Here is a 16623-nt window from a genome sequence, read left to right on the forward strand (position 1 = left end):
AGTTTACTTCCAACCCCCACCTAAAGCCCTGTACAATTCAACTACCGCATTCAACTGCGCAGTCTTTACAGTTGCTAAATCCAGCTCACTCTGCAACGCATTACTCTGCGCATTAATCACTTCCAAGTAATTTGCCATGCCACTCTTAAACAACATATTCGCATTACTCAAACCACTCTGCACAGTCTTCACCCTTTTATCAGCAATCACATACTGCTGCTTCAACTTCTCAATCTTAACCAGCTCATCAGAAACCTCACCAACCGCAGTCAAAACCGAAGATCTGAACTGGATCACTGATCTCTCACGGTCAACCAAAGCAACCTCATATTGAGTCCTTAACTGTTTACGCTGAAAAATTGGCTGCGTAATCCCACCAGCAACCACACCAAACAATGAACCTGGAATATTAAACCAGTTACTCGCCTTAAACGAATTCAAACCACCATTCGCAGTAATCAAAAGAGAAGGATATAAACCTGCTTTGGCAATCCCAACCTTCGCATTTGCTTTCACTAACTCCAGCTCTGCACTTTTCACATCAGGTCTTAAACTTAACATGCGGGAAGGAATACCAGTACTCACCTGATCCTGAACATTGATCGAATTTAAAGTTCCGATCCTTGCAATAGTTTTAGGGAAAGCACCCGTTAAAATACTCAAAGCATTCTCTTCCAAAGCTATTCTTTGCTCCAATTGAGGAACCAGACCAGCAGCAACCAACTGTTGCGCCTCAGCTTGTTGAATTGCTAATGAAGTCACCTGACCCGCATCAAACTGTAACCTGATAATATTTAACGTACTATCATTTAAAGACAAGTTCTTCTTAGCGATTTCCAGTTGAGTATCCAACATGATCAATCTATAAAAACTCTGTGCAATATTCGAGACTAACCTGGTTTGAACAGCTTTTTTAACCTCAGCAGACTGCATAAAAGCCGCACCTGCTGCATTTCTCTGGTTCGCAATTTTACGCCAGATATCTGCCTCCCAGCTTAATCCGCCAGTTACATTATAATCTTCAATATGTTTTGACTGAGAAAACTGGCCAATCTGCAACCCATTCAAACTATTATCCGAAGGACGGCTTGAATTTGCCCCAACCTTCAAATTTAACTCAGGTAAATTACCCAATTTTGACTGACTAAATAACAAAGCCGCAGCTTCCATATTTTTCAATGCAATCTGCATATCATAATTATTTACGATTGCAGTATCAATCAGGTTTCTGATTGTCTGTTCCTTAAAAAAATCTTTATAAGGCAGTGCTGCAATACTCGCCGTATCAGTTGAAATACTACCCCTGAATTTTTCAGGAGCAGCATTTACTGGTAAGGGAATATCTTTAGATACTTTACAAGCACCCAGCACGAGTACAAGTAAAAGAGCAGTATATATACTTTTATACGGTTTCATATTCTTTAATATTAATAGGTTCTTCATGTTCTTCTACAGCTGTATCCTGAGGTTTACCCGTAACTTTTTCCTGTAAAAACTGGAAGATCACGAACAATACAGGAATGATGAACAATCCAAGGATAACCCCTGTAATCATCCCGCCAGCAGCACCAATACTAATCGAGTGGTTACCTAAAGCAGAAGGGCCACTTGCACGCATCATTGGGATCAACCCAACCACAAAAGCAAGTGAAGTCATGATAATCGGGCGAAGTCTCAACTTAGCAGCCTCTAAAGCAGAAGAAACCAAAGTATTCCCTGCTCTTCTTCGCTGAACCGCAAACTCTACAATCAGAATCGCATTTTTCGCGAGCAATCCAATCAGCATGACCAGTGCCACCTGCACATAGATGTTATTTTCAATTCCGGTTAAACCGATGGCAACAAACACACCGAATATACCAGTAGGAATAGATAAAATAACAGCCAATGGCAGAATGTAACTTTCATATTGAGCCGATAACAGGAAGTATACAAACACCAGACATAATCCAAAAATGATCACAGACTGACCGCCAGAAGTAATCTCTTCCTTAGTTAAACCAGTAAATTCATAAGAGAATCCCGAAGGTAACTGCTTTGCAGCTACTTCTTCTACCGCCCTGATCGCATCTCCAGAACTATAACCTGGTTTTGCCATCGCATTCACACCAATGGAGTTAAACAAGTTATAACGGGACACCGTTTCCGGACCATAAACCCTTTGTAATTTCACCAAAGTATTGATCGGCACATTTTCACCAGCTCTGTTTTTCACAAATACATTATCCATCGAAGAAGGATCAGCACGGTCAGCCACATCTGCCTGAACCATTACCCTGTAGTACTTTCCAAACCTGTTAAAATCTGAAGCCTGCGCACTACCAAAATAGGCCTGCATTGTCGTTAACACATCCCTCACAGAAACACCTAACTGTTCAGCTTTAGCTTCATCCAGTTGAAGTTCCAACTGTGGATAATCCGCTCTGAAAGTCGTAAAAGCTACTGCAATCTCAGGACGTTTCATCAGCTCACCGATAAAGTTATAGGCTACACCACTGAATTTACCAATGTTACCTCCTGTTTTATCCTGTAACACCATATCCAAACCGTCCACATTACTGAAACCAGGAACTGTAGGAAAAGTAAACACGAAGAAATTCGCGCCTTTAACACCTGCAAGTTTACCCCTGATGATGTTCATGATCGCATTGATATCTTTGACCTCTCCACGTTCTGCAGTAGGTTTCAATAACACGAACATTGCACCGGCAGACGGACTGTTTGACTGCGTAAGCAGGTTAAACCCACCCAGCACGTTAAACAATTTGGTGAAAGCTAACGGTCTTAATAAAACCTCTGTTTCTTTCAATACTTGTGTACTTCTTTCCAGTGAGGCACCAGCTGGCAATGACATCGAAACCGCGATGAAGCCCTGATCTTCCGAAGGAATAAATCCTGTCGGTGTTCTTTTCACCATCCATACTGTCGCAAGGATAACGATTAATAAACCAGCTAAACCTACCCATTTAGTACGGATCAGGAATTTCAAGCTACTTACATATCTGTTAGTTAAAGATTCAAAACTAGTATTGAAACCTCTAAAGAAACGTTGTTTAAAACTAGTTGGAGCGGCAGCGGCACCATGATCTGCTGTATGTGTTTCCTTTAAGAACAGGGCACATAATGCAGGACTCAATGTTAATGCATTCACAGCTGAAATTACAATCGCAATGGCCAGTGTAAAGGCGAACTGCCTGTAGAACACTCCGGTAGATCCTTCCATAAAACCAACAGGCAAGAACACCGCACTCATGACAAGGGTAATCGAAATAATCGCCCCTGTAATCTCATGCATCGCCGCTGCCGTTGCCGGTTTTGGGCCCATTTTTTTATGCTCCATTTTCGCATGGACGGCCTCGACCACCACAATCGCATCATCGACCACAATACCAATGGCCAGTACCAGTGCAAATAAGGTTAACAAGTTAATCGAGAAACCAAAAAGCTTCATGAAAAAGAAAGTACCTAAAATCGCTACCGGAACAGCAATCGCTGGAATCAGTGTAGAACGGAAATCCTGTAAGAAGATAAATACAACAATAAATACCAGGATAAATGCTTCAATCAAAGTATGGATTACCTGGTCAATAGATTGATCCAGAGAAGTTTTAGTACTGTAAACCACATCATAAGATACGCCTTTAGGAAAATCCTTTTCAGCTTTTTTCATGAATTTAGTGATCGCTATCTGAATCTCATTTGCATTTGATCCACTTAACTGCTGAACAGCGATGTTCAGACCTGCTTTACCATTTACACGGGTTAAATTCGAATAAGTATAAGAACCTAACTCTACTCTTGCTACATCTTTAAGACGTAAAAATGAACCATCAGCATTAGAACGGATAATCATGTTCTGATACTCTTCTGGTTTGGTTAATTTACCTTTATATTTCAGTACATATTCAAAAGCATTCTTACTGCTCTCCCCAAATTTACCCGGAGCAGCTTCTAAGTTTTTATCTTTAATAACCGCCATTACTTCATTTGGCGTTAGGTTATAAGTTGCCATTTGTGCAGGATTTAACCATACACGCATCGAATAATCCCTGCTTCCGCCAAATATATTTGCCTGACCTACCCCTTGAATCCTTTTTAACTCAGGAATTAAGTTGATCTGCGCATAGTTGGCTAAAAACGTCTGATCGTAACTTTTCTCATTATCGGTGTGTAAATCTACCACCATGATTAAGCTGTTTTGTTGTTTTGCAGTGGTTACCCCTGCTTGTACAACCTCAGCTGGCAGCTGACTTGTAGCTTGTGCTACACGATTTTGTACGTTTACCGCCGCCTGATCCGGGTCAGTACCCAGTTTAAAGTAAACTGAGATGACCAATGAACCATCATTACTCGCTGTTGAGCTCATATAGCTCATGTTTTCAACCCCGTTGATTGACTCTTCCAAAGAAGGCGCTACAGAACGTAATACAGTTTCGGCATTTGCACCGGGATAAAGCGCAGTTACCTGTACAGCAGGAGGCGCGATATCCGGAAATTGCTGTAAAGGCAATTTAGTGAGTCCCAATACCCCCAGAATCACCAATAATATGGAAATAACAGTGGCTAAGACAGGTCTGTCTATAAATTTCTTAAACATGATATGTTAAATTATCTTGATGCAGTTTTAATAGGTTCTTCTTTTAGTTTTTCTGGTTTGATAACTTCACCTTCTTTTAATTTATCAATACCATCAAAAACAATTTTGTCTCCTGCTTTTACGCCTTCTTTAACCAGGTAATTGATGCCTGTAGTCCCAAGAATTGTAATCGGAGTTTTGCTCACTTTATTTCCAGCATCAACAGTGTACACGAACATTTTGTCCTGAACTTCTATCGTAGATGATTGTGGAACAAGGATCGCATCAGGGTGACTGATGCTCAATCTTAATTTACCAGTATTACCAGATCTTAACAGTCCCTGAGTATTAGGAAAAGTAGCTCTTAAAGCAATCGAACCTGTTTGTTTATCAAACTGGCCATCAACCATGTCTATTTTACCTTCTTGTCCATAAACGGTACGGTCTGCTAAAACTAAAGCAACACCAGGTAATTTTTTAAGTCTGTCGGCAATTGTTTTACCAGGATAAGTTGCATTGAAATTGATAAAGTCATCCTCTCCTAAAGAGAAGTAAACATGAACTTCGTGTGCATCTGAAAGCTGAGTAAGCGGAACTGCATCTGTAGTACCTACTAAACTTCCTTGTTTTCTTGGTAACCGGCCTACATAACCTGTTACCGGTGCTTTAATCAAAGTATAACCCAGGTTGATATTTGCTGTAGCTACACCTGCTCTTGCCTGCTCTACGCTGGCCTGGGCAGATTGAAGGGTAGCCTTAGCGCTTTTAAGCTGGAAATCAGATACCACTTTGTTTGCGACCAAAGGGGTAAGTTTATCTACTTCAAGCTGCGCATTCATTACTGCTGCCTGTGCTGCATGTAATAAAGCTTTAGCGTTGTTTACTGCTTCCTTAAATGGAAGTTCATTAATTTTAAAAAGTGGTTGTCCTTTTTGGACAAGAGCGCCTTCGTTCACATAGATCTTATCTAATGAACCCGATACCTGTGGGCGTATTTCCAAATCAACGGCTCCCTGAATGGAAGCTGGATATTCGGTAAAAGTGGTTTCTGAACTATTGTGTAACGCAATAACCGGGAGGGATTGTATTACAGGAGCAGCTACCTGAACTTTATCGCTGGAACAGCCAATAAATAAAACGGCGAGAAGTAAAATTGAAATTTTCATAACGTTAATCTGTTGTTTAACTTGTTGTGTGTGATGTAGGTAAAATGTATTATTTATTAATATTGGGGTAATGCTTTTTTAACGTAAATAGGTTATTTAACACTGTTAAGTTATGAGGCAAAAAAAACGAAATAGTCCGGGCAGACTTCCTCCTGAGCGGTGAGCTAATTACAAATAAATAATCTAACAGTGTTAAGTACTCCATAAAAAAATTTTTAATCGTTGATTGTTTGAATAATTCCGTGAATTGCATCTTTTAGAATATGCTGATTCATTTCATCGTTAGTGCCTCTTCTAACCAGGTTAATAGAAATCAATCCGTGGATGACAGACCAGAAAGTATAATACTTTCTACAAACTCTATCTTCACAGAAACTTTCTGCATTCATTATTTCTACAATGGTATCTGTAATGAGTTTACGTGAAGCTTCTGCCTCTGGTAATGCCATTTGCTGTTCACAACACATCATGTCCACGCCAAACATGACCTGGTATAAGTGTGTATGTTCAAATGCGAAATCCCAGTAAGCAATCCACATGGCTGCCAGTTGTTCTTTAGGATCGTCGTATTTTGCTTTTGCATTCTTCAGATCGATTAGCAGGAATAAATTTCCTTTTCGCGTTAATTCCAGCAGAATGCCTTCTTTATTGGCAAAATATTCATAAATAATCGGCGCAGTGTATTCAATTTTATCTGCGATTTTGCGCATACTCAAGGCCTGCCAACCGTCTTCTTTAACGATTTCTAAGGCAGCATCAAGTATGTTAGCTCTTGTTTCTTCCTTAACCCTTTGAATTCTTTCTTTACTACCCATGGTAATCTTGCTCCTGTGTAAATAATCTAACACTGTTAAACAAATGTAGAACTAGTTTTAAAAATCTATATCAGCGTATTGTCAAAACTCTGAAAAGACCTTTAATTGATCTTTAAAAGATGATTTAAAATAATGATGACTTATGTTTGAGTAAATATTGTAAGATGTTTAACTAACTACACTGGTTGTGTTCTCTTGCAGTTTGATACGGGTTTGAAACGGGTTTGATACGGGTTTGATACGGGCCGAGGCGTTTCAAACCCGTATCAAACCCGTTTCAAACCCGCTTCAATAGGCAGCAAGACACAGCCAAAGACGTCTCTAAATAGCTACTAAATACCTTCAGTAAAGGAGAACAACTATGTCTATATACTAAATCAGTCAGTATAAAGAACGACAGCAAATTAGATAGAAATTTAAAACGGGTATCCAAATTGGCATTGATGGCCTATTTGGTGACTTTATTACGCGTATTGATCTTATCTTCTGTATCTGGCAATACTAAAGACATTCCATCGTAAACAGTTGCCTGTAATTCCTCGACAACAGCCCGGAAGTTTTCATTGTATATACTAAATGCGATTTCGTGGTTTTCATTTTCAGCCATGGCATCGGCCAGAACGGTAGCGCCTTGCATTGCAAGCGTGCTTCCCATACCGGTTGGGAACGCTGGTGCATAGCCTGCATCCCCGATTAAAGCTACCCGCCCATTTGTCCAGGTTGGCATTTTAATCTGACAGCCCTGATCCAGATAAAAGTTATCTGAGCGTTTTAATTCCTCTAAAAGTTGCGGTACTTTCCAGCCGATTCCTTTAAAGGCATCGATGACGATCTGCTTTTGTCCCTCAATGTCGTAACGGTCAACTGTTATTTGGTTAGATGTTCTGAAAGCTAAAAGCGTGTCTGCTGAATCTTTATTGTAAAAATACACAGTAGCCATATTATTTGGTGTATTGTACATGTGGGCATAGTTTTGCTCCCCCAGCTTTCCGTCAACCGTAAAAACAGAGAAGTAGAAATTTAAAAAATGGGTAAACTGCGATTCTTCACCAAATATTAGTTTTCTCACTCCTGAATGGATGCCGTCAGCACCAATCACAAAATCATATATTCCTTCCATTCCATCTTTAAAAGTAACACGAACTTCTTTCTCATTCTGATCCAGCCTGATGATGCGATTACTGAATTTGCAGGTCACATTATTTTTAACTGTTGCATATAAAATATCAACCAGGTCATCCCTGCGCAATTCCGTATCATCGGGCGATATAGCACCAATCTCTTCTACCAGCATGATGCCTTGTACTTCGTTTTGAGCATTCACGAACTTAAGCCCTTTGGTGGGCAGCTTAGCTTCTTTGATAGCATTGAGTACACCCATGCGTTTGGCGCAGTGTAATGCATCTCCACGTACATCAATGGGTGAACCGCCTCGCCGCGGCTCAGCGCCAATTTCCACAACGGTCACCTCATACCCGTAATACTTCATCCAGTAAGCCATCGTTAGTCCTGCGATACTTGCCCCTGATATTAAAACTGATTTTACTTTTGTTCCCATAAGTTTTGTTGTTTACTTATTATTCAATATTAAAGAGCTGCTACTATTTGCATTGCAGAAACTTCCTTGAAGATCATAGGACAAAGATAAAATGCAGTATAAGAGTAAAATAGTTATATTTGGCCAAATTTTAGTCGCAAAAGCTCAAACAATGATACTAAATGTCAGCGAACCGAACCAAGTACTCGACAAATTGGCTGAAGTGCTTGAAACCACTTGTCAGGACGGACTACTAATAATTCCTGCAGCTAAGGGAAAGGGTTACCTTAAAGGCTTCTTTTTAGGCAACTCTATAGGATTGATGATCAGGGACTGTGAATTTAATGAGGATTTGCTGATTAAAAGAAATTTCAATCTTAATCCACATGAAAGAGTAATATTTTCTTTCAATAATATACTGATCCCTAAAATTCAAAATGCGGCGCAAACTAATGTTCAGAATCTGCCTTCTGTACAGATCGGAAAAGGGAAATTGAATCTTGAAATATTTTATCCCAGCCACACGAATTTCAGATCCATCCTTGTGACGATCTACTTGTCTGATCTGAAGTTGCTTTTAGGGGATCCTATCGAAAATTCTGTCTTAAGGTCTATATTGGAGACTGAACACGATATTTTGTTGGAGGAAATTATTACTCCCGCTATTCAGAAAGTTGCGTTGGAGATTACCGATAATGATATCCCGCAAATGCTGCATCCGCTATATTACCGGCTAAAAGCCGAGGAGCTGATCTGTCTGGTTTTCGCGGAATTGCTCAAACGTGAAAATGCTCCGATGCAGGCAATCAACGAGATCGATGCGGAAAACATATACAAGATCAGAGCAAAGATACTTAGCGATTTATCCGTTGCTCCGGTGTTAGAAGAGCTTGCGAAGGAAGCTGGAATGAGCAAGTCTAAGCTTAAACGCTTGTTTAAACAGATTTTTGGAGAAAGCATTTTCAACTATTTTCAAATCTTTCGAATGAAAGAAGCGGCGAGACTACTGAAGGAGCACAGGCGCTCGGTATCTGAGGTCGCTTATGCATTAGGCTATTCTAACCTGGGACATTTTACCAAAGTTTTTGAAGCGCATATTGGTATCAAACCAAAGAAATTTTCACTCCGATAGCACCATTAATCAATTCTTTTCCCAGTAACATTACCGTACCGTTCCACGCGCTCGGTCTGCGCCTGTATATTTAGCGCCTTTTCTTTGACACACTTGCAAAACCCTATTTTTCTATTTATCCAAAATCACCTGGCGATGTTTAAAACCAAAATCAATCAAAGCGCTTAACACGGGCCATGTTTCCCTGGCATGTGTAGTCAGCGCATAAGATACTGTCACTGGCTTGGTTGAATTTACAGTTCTTGTGATCAACTTATTTTCCTCCAATTGAATTAATTCACTGGTAAGAACTTTGGACGTTATTCCTCTGCAAGTCTCTTTTAATAGAGAAAACCGCAAAGATTCGTACTGATTTAAATTTAATAAAATATAAAATTTCCATTTGCCGCCGAGTATCTCAATAGCGTCTTTCAATGCCAACATGCGTTTCTCATATTCTTCCATGGTCTTAGCACATGGTTGATTTACAATTTCCATAGTAGGTATCCTGTAGGTAACAGATAGTAGATGTATGCGCAGTTCAGTATAAATTTGCATAAAAAAGATGAGGATACAAAGCATATTAGTTACAGGGGCTACTGGCCAGCAAGGTGGATCGACCGTTCGTGAATTATTAGCCCACGGATTCAAAGTAAGTGCCCTGACGAGAAACATAAATTCTCCGGCGGCCCGGGAACTTGTTAATAAAGGAGTAAGATTAATTGAAGGTGACTGGTCAAATCTGAATTCCTTTGCTTCCTCATTAGAGACCATTGATGCTGTATATATGGTTCTGCCCCCTACCTGGAATATGAGTGTGGAAGAAGACAATAAAGAGGCCGATTCAGGCATCGCTTTTATTGATTTACTAAAGCAGAAAAAAGTTAGTTACGTTATTTATAGCTCCGTTATGATGGCGGACAAACAGAAATCTTTCCGTCTCAGATTTAAACACACGATTGAGGAATATCTTTGGAAAAGTGGGCTAAAGGCGACTATATTGCATCCTGCCACCTTCATGGAAAATTTCTTAATGCCAACTTCCGGAATCTCAGAAGGAATACTTTACAACTTTATGCCGGAGGGCAGGAAAATCCCATACATCAGCACAGAAGATATTGGCATATTTGCCAGAATTATTTTCCAGGATCCGGAGAAATATATAGGCAAAACTTTAGAGCTTGCAGGTGATGAAGTCGATGAACAAGAAATATTAAACGCCCTGAACACGAGTTTAGGACGGGACTTAAAATTTGTTCAGCTACACAAAGCAGATCTGGCAGCCCAAAACGCCTTATTCGGAAAATTGATTGACATGTTCACCAATACAACTTTTCCTAAAATTGATTTTGAAAAATTAAGAAAAATGAATCCCCAATTACGCACATTTTCAGCGTGGTTAGCACAGTTTGGCAAAGAGGAATTCGAAAGAAAAATTACATAAAGCCACAAAGCTGGCTAGTTTATGACCGAATTTCGTTAGGCTGCTTGGTTTTTGAAAAAATGGATCAAATTGATTTTACTGGCCCATTTGAGGTTTTATCAAGAATGCCAAATAAATAGTAAAATATTTCCAGGGATACACAATCAAAACTATATTAAAAACTTACCACATCAATAACACAGGCTGAGGCTTACTCTCAATTATTTCAGATAGTAAGGAGATATCATTAAATAAACAATAACGCCAGTCATGCTTACATATAGCCAGATAGGCATGGTCCACCTGGCAAATTTCCGATGCTTCTCAATTTGCTTTGTTATCCCGTATCCGATGGTTGTTAGCGCAAGTGGCACAATGATCGCTGCTAAAATTATATGCGTAAGTAAAATAAAAAGATAAATGGATTTTAATAACCCAGTACCACCGTATTTAATTGAAGGTGTAGAAAAATGATATAATAAGTAGGATACCAGGAATACCGTTGTGAACGCAAACGCAAGAAAAATAAATGTCCGGTGCATACGGACATTTTTCTGTTTTATAGCATAAAAGGCAATGAGCAAGGAAAGAAACGTAAGTGCGTTTGATACCGCATTAACCAAAGGCAAACTGGAAAAATCATAACTCTTTAGGCTTGCAATCTTTGGTAAAAAGATAGTGATCACTATTAATCCATTTATAGCAATGGTTAGTATCCAAACCAGTGGCTTGAAATTTTTCCTAATGGTTTCTGATTTCATTCAACGAATTTATAAATAATACTAATTAGTATGTTTTTTTAATTAAAGATCAGACACCCGGTGCTCAATTGTTACCCCCGGCTCTTTCTGTAAAGGGTTGGGCTCATTCCCCTGTATTTTTTGAAAAACCTGTTGAGGTGGCTTTTATCATGAATAAAGATGCTATAGCAAAGAGTTAACCCTTTTATCTGGATAAGTCAGTTTAAAACTGTGCCTGTTGCCTTTAAAGGTTAAATGAAAGATATTCGTCTGATCATCGAAAAGATCATATAACACGGTGCTGGTGGTTTCCAGTTTAACTATATTCTTAACTTTTGCCGATTCCAGATAAACTACTACGGCTTCATTGTCTTTTTCAAAACCAATATAGTTTAGCGGCAAGGCCTTTCCGTTCGCTGCAAGTTGTAAATGAGCTGTTATGTATTTACGCACCAGCTGATCCATTTCTTTATGTTTCGCCTCCAGAGACAGATCTGCTTTAACTTTATACTTTTTACTCAGAATATCCTCGAAATCGTCCGTAAATATCCGGCAGCTCACTTCCATCGTGCTTTCTTTCAGGTTATAATTTAATTCTGTAGAACTCAGATGTAAAGGATGTTTAAAATTACTTCCGGCACCGGCAGCTGCCAATGGCTTAAACATACCGGTGATTACGTAACAAATTAATAGAGAATGGTGAAGGAAGGATAACATGGCGCTAATATAATTTTTGCTTTACAAAAAAACGGTTTAAATTTAGACTTCCTACTATAAAAGCTAAATGACTAAATTATTAACAGCTACCCTGCTGCTGTGCTCCGGCCTGCAGGTCTCTTATGCTCAAAACATTCAATATAATCCGGGTAGTAATCACGGAAATAAATTTGAACAGCTGGGTACTATCCTTTCTACGCCGAATGAACAGCGGACTGCAAGTGGTGCACCCGGTGTTAAGTACTGGCAGCAGCGGGCAGATTATGACATTAAATGTTCGCTGGATGAAAAGAAACTCGAACTTACAGGTGCAGAAAAAGTAACTTATTTCAACAATTCGCCAGATGTGCTGACTTATATATGGCTTCAGCTGGATGAAAATGAGCACAGCAATATCAGGAATGCGGGTTACCAGACCAGTACGACAATCCCTGCAACTGCAACTACCCGCGAAATAGATAATGCTGTAATGGATCAGCCTGACAATGGAAACGGTGTTGCTATTCAGAAAATTACTGATGCTGCCGGAAAAGAATTAAAATATACGATCAACAAAACCATGATGCGTGTAGAAATACCTGCTCCTTTAAAATCAGGACAGCAGTTTATTTTTAATGTAACCTGGAAATATAAGATTACAGACCGTATTGCTGGCGGAGGCCGTGGTGGTTATGAATTCTTCCCTGAGGACGGCAATTATCTGTTCACTATGGCACAATGGTACCCAAGATTGTGTGTGTACAGTGATTTTCAGGGCTGGCAGAACCACCAGTTTACTGGAAGAGGTGAATTTGCACTGACCTTCGGAAATTTCAAAGTACAAATGACAGTCCCTGCAGATCATGTGATTGGCGGAACAGGAGAATGTATCAATTATAGCGCTGTACTTTCTCCGGCAGAACTGGCCAGATATAACAAAGCGAAAACAGCTACTGAACCAGTGGAGATTGTTACGCTGGATGAAGCTAAAAAAGCAGAGGTTTCAAAAAGTAATGCCACAAAAACCTGGGTTTTCCAGGCAAACAATGTCCGTGACTTCGCCTGGACCTCTTCCCGGAAATTTGTCTGGGATGCTATGGCAGAGAAAGTTGAGGATAAATCAGTGATGTGTATGAGCTTTTATGGTAAAGAGGCCTATAATTTATACAGACCTTATTCTACCAAAGCAATTGCCCATACGGTTAAAACCTATTCGCACTTTACCATCCCCTATCCTTATCCTGTTGCACAAAGCGTAGAAGCAGCCAATGGAATGGAATATCCAATGATCTGTTTCAATTACGGAAGGGCTGAAAAAGATGGTACTTATAGCGAAAGTTCTAAAAACGGAATGATCGGTGTAATCATCCATGAAGTGGGACATAATTTCTTCCCGATGATTGTCAATAGTGATGAGCGGCAGTGGACGTGGATGGACGAAGGATTAAATTCGTTCCTCGAATACCTGACTGAAGAACTTTGGGACAATAAGTTCCCGGTAAAAAAAGGGCCCGCTTACACGATAGTTGACTATATGAAATTACCGAAAGATCAGCTGGAGCCGATTATGACCAATTCTGAAAACATTGAACGTTTTGGCCCTAATGCTTATTCTAAACCTGCGACGGCTTTGAATATCCTGAGAGAAACCATTATGGGCAGAGAATTATTTGATTACGCTTTTAAAGAATATGCCAGAAGATGGGCTTTTAAACACCCTACGCCAGCCGATTTATTCAGAACGATGGAAGATGCAAGTGGTGAGGATCTGGACTGGTTCTGGAGAGGATGGTTTTATACGACAGATCCTTGCGACATTTCTCTGGATGCAGTAAAATTTGCCAAAGCGGATGTAACTTCTAAAGTTCCGGTTTCAAGAGTAGCGATGGTTAAACTGGATCGTCCTATGGTCAATGCTTTTGATGATATTTCTAAAGTGAGAAACAGGGAAGATAAGAATATCAAATTTTATACTGATCAGGACAAATCAACACAGGATTTCTACTGGAGATATGACCGCGGAATGGAGAAGTATGATGACAAAGAACATAGACAGGAAATTCCTGAACTCGTAGAAGCTTTGACTTCAGAAGATCAGGCAAAATATGCCGGTAAATTCTTTTACGAGCTTTCATTCAGCAATAAGGGTGGTTTGATCATGCCAATTATCGTTGAATTCACTTTTGCTGATGGCAGTAAAAAGATTGACAGGATTCCTGCGCAGATTTGGAGACATAATGAATTACAGGCTTCTAAATTCTATGTGCAGGATAAAGAAATAACGGCTATAAAGTTAGATCCTATGCGTGAAACAGCTGATATTGATGAGAGCAATAATATTTGGGGAGGAAAAGCACAGACTTCTAAATTCCAGTTGTTTAAACAAAAATCAATGACTACACGCGGACAATCTGCAGGCGGTAATCCGATGCAAAATGCCAAAGGAATGTAAGCACTGAGGTTATCAGCGCATAAAAAAAAGGCTAATCATTGTTAAAAATGATCAGCCTTTTTTATTAAATCCCGGTTTCCCGGGAGGGTTGGCAGCTATTACAGGTAGGTATAGGGCCAAAGATGATTAAGGGGCAACAACCAGATCGTAGCGTTTGCCTTGCCACTGTATATACAATGATAATTTTGCATTATCATAGAATACTTCGTTAAAGGTGATACCATTATATAAAATCGGGTCTTTAAAAAAAATACTGTTTACAGTAGGCCCCCAATTTGTGGTTTGGTTTTGCTGAATACCTTTACTATCTGTATAGGTCAATGTAAACGTTCTATCTTCGTCTTTATCAGTCACAATATTACACTCTGGAGCATGTGTAGCATCTATTGTCAATAGTATTTTCTTTCCATTGGCAGCAGCTGCATAATTATCCAGTGCTAAACTGATTGCTTTCAGTCCATTATTTTGATAAGCTGTGTATTCTGCCTGCGTCGCTTTAATCAAAATCATTGGCGACTGATTAAAGTTTCCTTCAAATCTAACCGTATCGGGTGAAGCACTTACAAAAGAAAATTCAAAATCTGAACTGTAGCCAAGACCTCTGGCTCCATTTGCAGGATCTGATAAAACGTGCAACGCGGAATAAGTATCAAATATAAGAGATGGCCGTTGTAAAGATTTCAATTGATAACTGCTGGTACCAGCAATGCCAGATTTTGGTGAAATAAGTGTCACTAACGGATCAGGATAGGATTGCACCTGTTTCTGATCATCAAATTTAAAGAAAAAGCCTGTACCAGTAAAGGTACCGGGAAAAAGGACGGCCTTCCATCCATAAGGAGCCGATGTTAATATGGATTGGTCTTTTTTGAGTTCTGCTGATGCCCTCTGCCCTGGTGTTTCTCCAAAAACCAAAGAATCATCTTTTTTACTGCAGCCAGTTAAACCGGCAAACAGCAGTAGTATATAAGTATGAACTAAATATTTTTTCATTTTGCTGGTTATCTTTAATTGTTTAGGATCTGTTCGCCAGATCTGTCAAAGTTATTTATCGCTCTATTGAGTCGCTATCAGCAGAGACTTTTGTACGTTGGTTTGCAGGCTATAGAAATTGATATTATAGGCCGATTTAAAATAAGCAACGACAAGAGCTTCTTTTTGTCTTAGTTTGGCTATCCCCGGCGCATAAGCTGGGTCAGGAACTAATTTTTTTATAAAGAAAGCAGCCATTGAGGGCTCGCTACCGTCATAAACCTTAATGATTGCATCATAATCTGAATATTTATAAAATTGACCGAATATGGTACCGTAAGATCCTGCCGGGTATAATGCAGGGTCAGGTTTAGAACTTTGTTTTTTAATATATCCAGTTTCATAACCATCTTTCCCCCAGGTCAGCATCAAAGAGACCATCTCTGCAAAGTCTTCTTCCGGAGCTTTTCTTGCATATCCTGAGATAAAACCTAATGAAAGTGGATTCACCGGAGAGTTGTACCATTCAGCGATATAATCTGATGGAGTTACTTTATTGTAATCAGTCGTATATGCTTTTTTCTGATTCAGGATATGTGTAAATTCATGATGGATTAAATGCAATAAGTCTTTAGCATCAGCTGTATTTTTAACATTTATCGCATTGATATTAGTCAATAAAATATCCAGCCCGCCTTCAGCAACACCTTCTGTACTAGTCCCATCTTTATTTAACTGTGGACTGCCGGATAAGATTAATTGCTTAGGGGAATAGGTTTTCATGAATAGATCACTACCTGTTTCTGTGTTATATGGATCTATCCAAATTTGTTTTAAGGCAGTTGCTGCCGGCAAAACTTTATCTACCTGAGGAGGAACCAATGTATATTGCATATCAAATTCAGACTGGTCCCATTTATATTTCACTTCAATGTTATAAGGTTTAACAAGAAGATTATAAAGATCTTTATCCAAAGGTGTCGTACCTGACACTTCTCCTCCCAGGTAATTATCCTGAAGAACCAGTTTCTCACTTTTCTTACATGAAAATATAGAGATGGCAACCAGCGCAAGCAGAAGTATTTTTACTTGTCTGATGTTTATAATAGTTTTCATAATATACTATAATTAAGAA

Annotated in this window: 13 protein-coding genes; 3 read left to right on the plus strand and 10 right to left on the minus strand. The window is 39.4% G+C overall.

What is annotated here, in order from left to right:
- Positions 1-3 precede the first annotated feature (3 nt).
- The 5 genes from AY601_RS12160 to AY601_RS12180 form a co-directional block, all read right to left on the minus strand.
- Positions 4-1416, minus strand: coding sequence for a TolC family protein (locus tag AY601_RS12160; RefSeq protein WP_068401272.1), 1413 nt, complete (start codon positions 1414-1416; stop codon positions 4-6).
- Complete coding sequence (locus tag AY601_RS12165; protein WP_068401276.1) at positions 1403-4597, minus strand: efflux RND transporter permease subunit; 3195 nt, start codon at positions 4595-4597, stop codon at positions 1403-1405. The genes AY601_RS12160 and AY601_RS12165 overlap by 14 nt, the downstream gene beginning before the upstream one ends.
- Positions 4598-4608: 11 nt before the next feature.
- Positions 4609-5742 (minus strand): efflux RND transporter periplasmic adaptor subunit, encoded by a 1134-nt coding sequence (locus tag AY601_RS12170; protein WP_068401280.1) that lies wholly within the window; start codon positions 5740-5742, stop codon positions 4609-4611.
- Between the two features lie 215 nt (positions 5743-5957).
- Positions 5958-6557, minus strand: a complete 600-nt coding sequence (locus AY601_RS12175; protein WP_068401283.1) for a TetR/AcrR family transcriptional regulator — start codon at positions 6555-6557, stop codon at positions 5958-5960.
- A gap of 448 nt (positions 6558-7005) precedes the next feature.
- Complete coding sequence (locus AY601_RS12180; RefSeq protein WP_068401286.1) at positions 7006-8115, minus strand: FAD-dependent monooxygenase; 1110 nt, start codon at positions 8113-8115, stop codon at positions 7006-7008.
- A gap of 151 nt (positions 8116-8266) precedes the next feature.
- On the opposite strand from AY601_RS12180, the gene AY601_RS12185 reads away from it, so the two are divergent.
- Positions 8267-9226 (plus strand): helix-turn-helix domain-containing protein, encoded by a 960-nt coding sequence (locus AY601_RS12185; RefSeq protein WP_198163678.1) that lies wholly within the window; start codon positions 8267-8269, stop codon positions 9224-9226.
- 111 nt (positions 9227-9337) lie between these two features.
- Here the strand turns inward: AY601_RS12185 and AY601_RS12190 are convergent, their stop codons facing one another.
- Positions 9338-9703, minus strand: a complete 366-nt coding sequence (locus tag AY601_RS12190; RefSeq protein ID WP_084359547.1) for a winged helix-turn-helix transcriptional regulator — start codon at positions 9701-9703, stop codon at positions 9338-9340.
- 67 nt (positions 9704-9770) lie between these two features.
- On the opposite strand from AY601_RS12190, the gene AY601_RS12195 reads away from it, so the two are divergent.
- Positions 9771-10649 (plus strand): NmrA/HSCARG family protein, encoded by an 879-nt coding sequence (locus AY601_RS12195; protein WP_068401292.1) that lies wholly within the window; start codon positions 9771-9773, stop codon positions 10647-10649.
- Positions 10650-10849: 200 nt separating this feature from the next.
- Here AY601_RS12195 and AY601_RS12200 read toward each other — a convergent pair whose 3' ends face one another.
- Both AY601_RS12200 and AY601_RS12205 read right to left on the minus strand, forming a co-directional pair.
- On the minus strand, positions 10850-11389 hold the full coding sequence (locus tag AY601_RS12200) for a DUF420 domain-containing protein (RefSeq protein WP_068401295.1): 540 nt from the start codon (positions 11387-11389) through the stop codon (positions 10850-10852).
- A 162-nt stretch (positions 11390-11551) separates the two neighbouring features.
- Positions 11552-12034: a DUF6702 family protein gene (locus AY601_RS12205; RefSeq protein ID WP_068401298.1), complete on the minus strand. Its 483-nt coding sequence runs from the start codon at positions 12032-12034 to the stop codon at positions 11552-11554.
- 118 nt (positions 12035-12152) lie between these two features.
- Here AY601_RS12205 and AY601_RS12210 point away from each other — a divergent pair, with 118 nt between their 5' ends.
- Positions 12153-14516 (plus strand): M1 family metallopeptidase, encoded by a 2364-nt coding sequence (locus tag AY601_RS12210; protein WP_068401303.1) that lies wholly within the window; start codon positions 12153-12155, stop codon positions 14514-14516.
- Between the two features lie 126 nt (positions 14517-14642).
- Here the strand turns inward: AY601_RS12210 and AY601_RS12215 are convergent, their stop codons facing one another.
- Both AY601_RS12215 and AY601_RS12220 read right to left on the minus strand, forming a co-directional pair.
- Positions 14643-15509 (minus strand): DUF4302 domain-containing protein, encoded by an 867-nt coding sequence (locus AY601_RS12215; protein ID WP_068401306.1) that lies wholly within the window; start codon positions 15507-15509, stop codon positions 14643-14645.
- A 63-nt stretch (positions 15510-15572) separates the two neighbouring features.
- On the minus strand, positions 15573-16604 hold the full coding sequence (locus AY601_RS12220; RefSeq protein WP_068401309.1) for a substrate import-associated zinc metallohydrolase lipoprotein: 1032 nt from the start codon (positions 16602-16604) through the stop codon (positions 15573-15575).
- Positions 16605-16623: the final 19 nt, after the last annotated feature.

The sequence above is a fragment of the Pedobacter cryoconitis genome (assembly GCF_001590605.1).
Taxonomy (GTDB): Bacteria; Bacteroidota; Bacteroidia; order Sphingobacteriales; family Sphingobacteriaceae; genus Pedobacter; species Pedobacter cryoconitis_A.